Genomic DNA, 6859 nt, shown 5'->3' with positions numbered 1-6859 from the left:
CGCGTCGTTCGCGACCTTGAACACCACCGCGTCATTTTCGCTGAGCAGCGTCGACTTTTCGGTGATCACCGGAGCGAGGATCACGTCGTAGTGACGCGCGTCGATGGTTTTTGCCTTAGCCATTGCAGCGGGCCTCCAGCTTTTCGACCGCCGCGCGGGTCAGGACCAGCGTGTCGGCACGGATGATGTCATAGACGTTGGCGCCGATGGCGGGCAGCGAGTCGACACCGATGAGGTTGGCCGAAGCCAGCGCGAAGCTTTCGTGCACCGCGTCACCATCGATGAAGAGCGCGCGATTGCCGAGTTCGAGCTTGCCGAGCTTGCCGGCGAGCGCCTTGGTCTTCGCGTCCTTGAGCTCGAGCGTGTCGATGACGACGAGCTTGCCGCCCTTCGCCTTGTCGCTCAGCGCCATCTTCAGGCCGAGGGTGCGGATCTTCTTGTTCAGCGAGTGGCCGAAGGTGCGTGCACGGGGACCATGCGCCTTGCCACCGCCGATGAAGATCGGCGCCTTGCGATCGCCGTGACGCGCGGTACCGCCGCCCTTCTGGCGACCGAACTTCTTGCCGGTGCGCGACACATCGCTGCGTTCGCGGGCGGCACGAGCCGGACCACGGCGCTTTTCGAGCTGCCATGCGACGACGCGGTGCAGGATGTCTGCGCGGGCGTCGACACCGAAGACGTCGTCGTTGAGATCGATGTCGGTGCCGGCTTTACCGTCGAGGGTCTGAACCTTGACCTTCATGATCAGGACTCCTGTGCGCCGTCGGTGGTGGCAGTGTCGACCACGGTTTCTTCAACCGGGGTTTCCACAGGCGCATCCGCCGGGGCTTCTTGATTGGCGTTCGCCGCGCTCTTGATGCCCGCCGGATAGGGGGCTTCGGGGTGGCGCGGCAGCTTGACCGCATCGCGGACCATCAGCCAGCCGCCCTTCGAGCCAGGGACCGAGCCCTTGACGAAGAGAAGGCCGCGCTCGACGTCGGTGCGGACGATTTCGAGATTCTGCTGGGTGCGATTGCGCGCGCCCATGTGGCCGGCCATCTTCTTGTTCTTGAAGACGCGGCCCGGGTCCTGGCGGTTACCGGTCGAACCATGCGCACGGTGGCTGATCGAAACACCGTGGGTCGCGCGCATACCGCCGAAACCCCAGCGCTTCATCGCACCGGCAAAGCCCTTGCCCTGGGTCACGCCCTGGATGTCGACGATCTGGCCGGCGACGAAATGGTCGGCCGACAGTTCGGCGCCGACGTCGAGCGTCGCGTCGTCGGCGACGCGGAATTCGACGACCTTCGCCTTGGGTTCGACTTCGGCCTTGCCGAAAGCGCCACGCTGCGGCTTCGCAACATTCTTCGCCTTCGCCGAGCCGGCACCGAGCTGAACGGCCACATAGCCGTCACGTTCTTGTTCGCGCACGGAAATGACCTGGCAGCCTTCGAGGCTCAGGACGGTGACGGGCACGTGGCGGCCGTCGTCCTGAAACAGGCGGGTCATCCCCATTTTCTTCGCGATCACGCCAGTCCGCATGATCATACTCCTCAACAGAGGCCGGGCGGACCATTCCGCACGGCTTGCGGGACCCACCAAGGCATTGCCCCGATGGAACCCTCCCAGCCCGAAATTTCGATGCATCGCCCCGTCCGGGCTGAGGTGCCACCTTCCCGTGGGAGAGCGGCGAGACGGGGGACGCAGCCCGGACCATGTTTCTTCGCAAGGAAGAGGTCCGGCGGTATCCACCCTATCGTCGGTCCGGATCGCTCCGGACAATGCAGCCACCGAAGTGTCCTGCCGATAGAGACCCCGGCTTTCGCCGGGGCTGCGTTGGCTTACGCCAACTTGATTTCGACGTTCACGCCCGCGGCGAGGTCGAGCTTCATCAGCGCGTCGACCGTCTGCGGGGTGGGCTGCACGATGTCGAGCAGCCGCTTGTGGGTACGCACCTCGAACTGCTCGCGCGACTTTTTGTCGATGTGCGGGCCGCGGTTCACGGTGAATTTCTCGATGCGCGTAGGCAGCGGGATCGGGCCGCGAATAAGCGCTCCGGTACGACGCGCCGTGTCGGCGATGTCGGTGGTGGCCTGATCGAGCACGCGGTGATCAAAGGCCTTCAGGCGAATGCGAATATTCTGCGTTTCCATGACTGTTCCAGTCGAATCCCGTCTGACGATGCGAAAGAGCCGAAATGGCCTGCTCCGACTTCCGCATGGAAGCCGGACCGGCCATCAAAATTCTTAAAGCTGCGAGCCGCCCGAATCGCTTCCGAATCAGGCGGCTCGCGGCCCTATATTACTTTGTGACGGTTGCCACAACCCCTGCGCCGACCGTGCGGCCGCCTTCGCGAATTGCGAAGCGCAGACCCGGGTCCATGGCGATCGGGGCGATCAGCTTGACCGACAGCTGGACGTTGTCGCCCGGCATGACCATTTCGGTGCCCTCGGGGAGGATGACCTCGCCGGTGACGTCCGTGGTGCGGAAGTAGAACTGCGGACGATAGTTCGCGAAGAACGGCGTGTGACGGCCGCCTTCGTCCTTCGACAGGACGTACACTTCCGAGGTGAACTCGGTGTGCGGCTTGATCGAGCCGGGCTTGCAGAGAACCTGGCCACGCTCGACTTCTTCACGGCCGACGCCGCGGATCAGCGCACCGACGTTGTCGCCAGCCTGGCCCTGGTCGAGCAGCTTGCGGAACATTTCGACGCCGGTCACGACGGTCTTCTTGGTGTCCTTGATGCCGACGATTTCGACTTCTTCACCCACCTTGACGACGCCGGTTTCGATACGGCCGGTGACGACGGTACCGCGACCCGAGATCGAGAACACGTCTTCGATCGGCATCAAGAAGGGCTTGTCGAGCGGACGTTCCGGCTGCGGGATCCACGCGTCGACGGCAGCCATCAGCTTCAGGATCGCGTCCTTGCCGATGTTGTCGTCGCGACCTTCGAGGGCGGCGAGCGCCGAACCCGGGATGATCGGGATATTGTCGCCGTCAAAGTCGCGCTTCGACAGTTCTTCGCGGATTTCGAGCTCGACGAGTTCGAGCAGTTCGGGATCGTCGAGCTGGTCGACCTTGTTGAGGAACACGACCATGGTCGGAACGCCGACCTGCTTCGCGAGAAGGATGTGCTCCTTGGTCTGCGGCATCGGGCCGTCAGCGGCCGATACGACGAGGATCGCGCCGTCCATCTGGGCGGCACCGGTGATCATGTTCTTCACATAGTCGGCGTGGCCCGGGCAGTCGACGTGCGCATAGTGGCGGCCATCGGTTTCATATTCGACGTGCGCGGTCGAAATGGTGATACCGCGCTCGCGCTCTTCGGGAGCCTTGTCGATGTTCGCGAAGTCGACGGCGGCGTTGCCGGCGACGTTTTCGGCGAGCACCTTGGTGATCGCTGCGGTCAGCGAGGTCTTGCCATGGTCGACGTGACCGATGGTGCCGATGTTGCAGTGCGGCTTCGTCCGCTCAAATTTAGCCTTGGCCATGATGTAACAACCTTCTTGTTCGATGTTTGCGTTGATCAGTCCTGGACGCGCCTGCTGAATCAGGCGCCGCCCTTAGAGGGTCTTGCCGCGCGGTGCAAGCCCGCGCGACTTTGACCCGTCAGGCCATCTTGGCCTTCACTTCTTCGGCGACGTTGGTCGGCACTTCCTCATAATGCGAGAATTGCATCGAGTAGCTGGCGCGGCCCTGGCTGAAGCTGCGTAGCTGGTTCACATAGCCGAACATGTTCGCCAGCGGGACGATCGCCTCGACGACCTGGGCGATGCCCCGGCTGTCGGTGCCCTGGATCTGCCCGCGGCGGCTGTTGAGATCGCCGATCACGTCACCCATGAATTCCTCGGGGGTAACGACCTCGACCTTCATCACCGGCTCGAGCAGCTTGATGCCGGCCTTGGCCGCCACTTCGCGCATTGCTGCACGGCCCGCGATTTCGAACGCCAGCGCCGACGAGTCGACGTCGTGGTACGCGCCGTCGGTGAGCTTGATTTCGAAGTCGATGATCGGGAAGCCGATCATGTGACCGTTTTCGGCCGACTCGCGCATGCCCTTTTCGACCGACGGGATATATTCGCGCGGAATGTTGCCGCCCTTGATCTCGTCGATGAAGGTGATGCCTGCGCCGCGTTCGCCGGGAGCGACGCTGACCTTGACGCGGCCGAACTGGCCCGAGCCGCCCGACTGCTTCTTGTGGGTATAGTCGACGTCGACAGCCTTCGCGAGCGATTCGCGGTACGCCACCTGCGGCGCGCCGACGTTCGCTTCGACCTTGAACTCGCGCTTCATGCGATCGACGAGGATGTCGAGGTGAAGCTCGCCCATGCCCTTGATGATCGTCTGGCCCGATTCATGGTCGGTCGACACGCGGAACGAGGGATCCTCGGCGGCCAGGCGGTTGAGCGCGATGCCCATGCGTTCCTGGTCGGCCTTGGTCTTCGGTTCCACCGACAGCTCGATGACCGGCTCGGGGAATTCCATCCGCTCGAGGATGATCGGCGCGTTGGTGGCGCAGAGCGTGTCCCCGGTGGTGGTTTCCTTGAGGCCGGCGAGCGCAACGATGTCGCCCGCATAGGCTTCTTCGATGTCTTCGCGGCTGTTCGCATGCATCAGCAGCATGCGACCGACCTTTTCCTTCTTGTCCTTCACCGAGTTCAGGTACGTGCCCTTGTTCAGCGTCCCCGAATAGATGCGGGCGAAGGTGAGCGAACCGACGAACGGGTCGTTCATGATCTTGAAGGCGAGCAGCGACAGCGGCGCCGAGTCCGAGGTCTCGCGCGAGTCGGGCTGGTCGTTCGCCGGGTTGATGCCCTGGACGTCAGGAATGTCGAGCGGCGAAGGCAGGTAATCGACGACGGCGTCGAGCAGCGTCTGCACACCCTTGTTCTTGAACGCCGAGCCGCAGAGGACCGGAACGAATGCCTGCGCCAGCGTACCCTTGCGGATCAGCTTCTTGAGCGTGGCGACGTCGGGGACGGTGCCTTCGAGATAGGCTTCCATCGCATCGTCGTCCTGCTCGACGGCGAGCTCGACGAGCTTTTCACGATATTCGGCCGCCTTGTCGGCGAGGTCAGCAGGGATTTCCTCATAGAAGAATTCGGCGCCGAGGCTTTCGTCCTTCCAGATGATCGCACGCTCGTTGACGAGGTCGACGAGACCCTTGAAGTCGCCTTCGGCGCCGATCGGCAGATAGAGCACGGCCGGCGTCGCGCCGAGGCGATCGACGATCGTCTGGACGCAATAATAGAAATCGGCGCCGGTGCGGTCGAGCTTGTTGATGAAACACATCCGCGGAACCTTGTACTTGTCCGCCTGGCGCCACACGGTTTCCGACTGCGGCTCGACGCCGGCAACGCCGTCGAACGCGGTGATCGCGCCGTCGAGCACGCGCAGCGAACGTTCGACCTCGATCGTGAAGTCGACGTGTCCGGGGGTGTCGATGATGTTCAGGCGATGCTCGGGGCCCTGACCTTCGTCGGCTTTCCACAGGCAAGTGGTCGCCGCCGACGTGATCGTGATGCCGCGTTCCTGCTCCTGTTCCATCCAGTCCATCGTCGCGGCGCCGTCATGGACTTCGCCGATCTTGTAGGACTTGCCGGTGTAGTAAAGGATGCGCTCGGTGGTCGTGGTCTTGCCGGCGTCGATGTGCGCCATAATGCCAAAGTTGCGATATTTATCGAGCGGATGGCTGCGTGCCATGGTCTTTTCCTTGGATGTGGGGGACGGCCTTTGGGGCCGTCCCCGATATAGGAACGATTGTTACGATTGCGAGACGCGCCACCCCGGGTCGAGGGGGCGTCCCGCCAGCGCTTACCAGCGGTAGTGGCTGAAGGCGCGGTTCGCTTCGGCCATGCGGTGCGTATCTTCGCGCTTCTTCACCGCGTTGCCACGGTTGTTCGACGCATCGAGCAGTTCGCCCGACAGGCGCGCCGCCATCGTGGTCTCGCTGCGGTTGCGCGCGGCGGTGATCAGCCAGCGGATCGCGAGCGCCTGCGCACGGTCCGGACGGACTTCGACCGGAACCTGGTAGGTCGCACCGCCGACGCGGCGGCTGCGGACTTCGATGTTCGGGCGGATGTTCGCGAGCGCTTCGTGGAACACGCCGAGCGGTTCCTTCTTGGCGCGGGCTTCGACCGATTCGAGCGCACCGTAAACGATGCTTTCGGCGACGGACTTCTTCCCGTCCAGCATGACGCTGTTCATGAACTTCGACAGCACCGTATCACCGAAACGGGGATCGGGCAGGATTTCGCGGCGTTCGGGACGACGACGACGAGCCATAGGTAATTCCTTTTACAACAGCATCCCGGCGCCGAGGCAGCCTGGGATGATCAGATAGCCGAAAAAGCGGTCCTTACTTCGGACGCTTCGCGCCGTATTTCGAACGGCTCTGCTTGCGGTCCTTCACGCCCTGCGTATCGAGCACGCCGCGCAGGACGTGGTAACGCACACCGGGAAGATCGCGGACACGACCGCCGCGGATCAGCACAACGCTGTGTTCCTGGAGGTTGTGGCCTTCGCCCGGGATATAGGTGATGACTTCGCGCTGGTTGGTCAGGCGGACCTTCGCAACCTTGCGGAGCGCCGAGTTCGGCTTTTTCGGGGTCGTCGTGTAGACACGGGTGCAAACGCCGCGCTTTTGCGGGTTTGCGTCCATCGCAGGGACCTTGGACTTCACCTTCTGGGGAGTCCGGCCCTTGCGGACCAGCTGGTTGATCGTGGGCATGAATGCTTCACCTTTAAATGTCCGCCCATCAAAGCGAACGGTTACTGTACCGCGGTGGATGAAGCTCCGGCCGCTGACCCGCCAAAAATGGCGAAAAACGGCCGGCCTGATAACAGCAAAAGACCCCGGCGGATCGATATGATCTT

General features: G+C 63.1%; 7 protein-coding genes and 1 pseudogene. All 8 read right to left on the bottom strand.

Features of this window, described 5'->3' with window-relative positions; genetic code table 11:
• A pseudogene (locus VGD20_RS14255) lies at positions 1-123 on the bottom strand (50S ribosomal protein L23); the annotation flags it as partial.
• The gene (rplD, locus tag VGD20_RS14250; protein ID WP_331135078.1) at positions 116-742 is read right to left on the bottom strand and encodes a 50S ribosomal protein L4; all 627 of its coding nucleotides are present in this window, start codon (positions 740-742) and stop codon (positions 116-118) included. The gene rplD and the pseudogene VGD20_RS14255, both read right to left, overlap by 8 nt.
• A gap of 2 nt (positions 743-744) precedes the next feature.
• The gene (gene rplC, locus VGD20_RS14245; RefSeq protein WP_037515835.1) at positions 745-1521 is read right to left on the bottom strand and encodes a 50S ribosomal protein L3; all 777 of its coding nucleotides are present in this window, start codon (positions 1519-1521) and stop codon (positions 745-747) included.
• A gap of 299 nt (positions 1522-1820) precedes the next feature.
• On the bottom strand, positions 1821-2132 hold the full coding sequence (gene rpsJ / locus VGD20_RS14240; RefSeq protein WP_011543089.1) for a 30S ribosomal protein S10: 312 nt from the start codon (positions 2130-2132) through the stop codon (positions 1821-1823).
• A 148-nt stretch (positions 2133-2280) separates the two neighbouring features.
• Entirely contained in the window at positions 2281-3474 is a 1194-nt protein-coding gene (gene tuf / locus VGD20_RS14235) for an elongation factor Tu (protein ID WP_331135077.1), read from the bottom strand.
• A gap of 118 nt (positions 3475-3592) precedes the next feature.
• Positions 3593-5686 (bottom strand): elongation factor G, encoded by a 2094-nt coding sequence (gene fusA / locus VGD20_RS14230; protein WP_331135076.1) that lies wholly within the window; start codon positions 5684-5686, stop codon positions 3593-3595.
• A gap of 111 nt (positions 5687-5797) precedes the next feature.
• A complete protein-coding gene (gene rpsG / locus VGD20_RS14225) occupies positions 5798-6268 on the bottom strand; it encodes a 30S ribosomal protein S7 (RefSeq protein WP_058818022.1) in 471 nt (156 codons plus the stop codon).
• Between the two features lie 73 nt (positions 6269-6341).
• Positions 6342-6713 (bottom strand): 30S ribosomal protein S12, encoded by a 372-nt coding sequence (rpsL, locus tag VGD20_RS14220; RefSeq protein ID WP_037515637.1) that lies wholly within the window; start codon positions 6711-6713, stop codon positions 6342-6344.
• Between the last annotated feature and the right edge of the window lie 146 nt (positions 6714-6859).

It is taken from the genome of Sphingopyxis sp. (assembly GCF_036402335.1).
In the GTDB taxonomy this organism is placed as follows: domain Bacteria; phylum Pseudomonadota; class Alphaproteobacteria; order Sphingomonadales; family Sphingomonadaceae; genus Sphingopyxis.
Note: the sequence above shows the minus strand (reverse complement) of the source record. Positions and strands in the feature narration are given on the sequence as shown.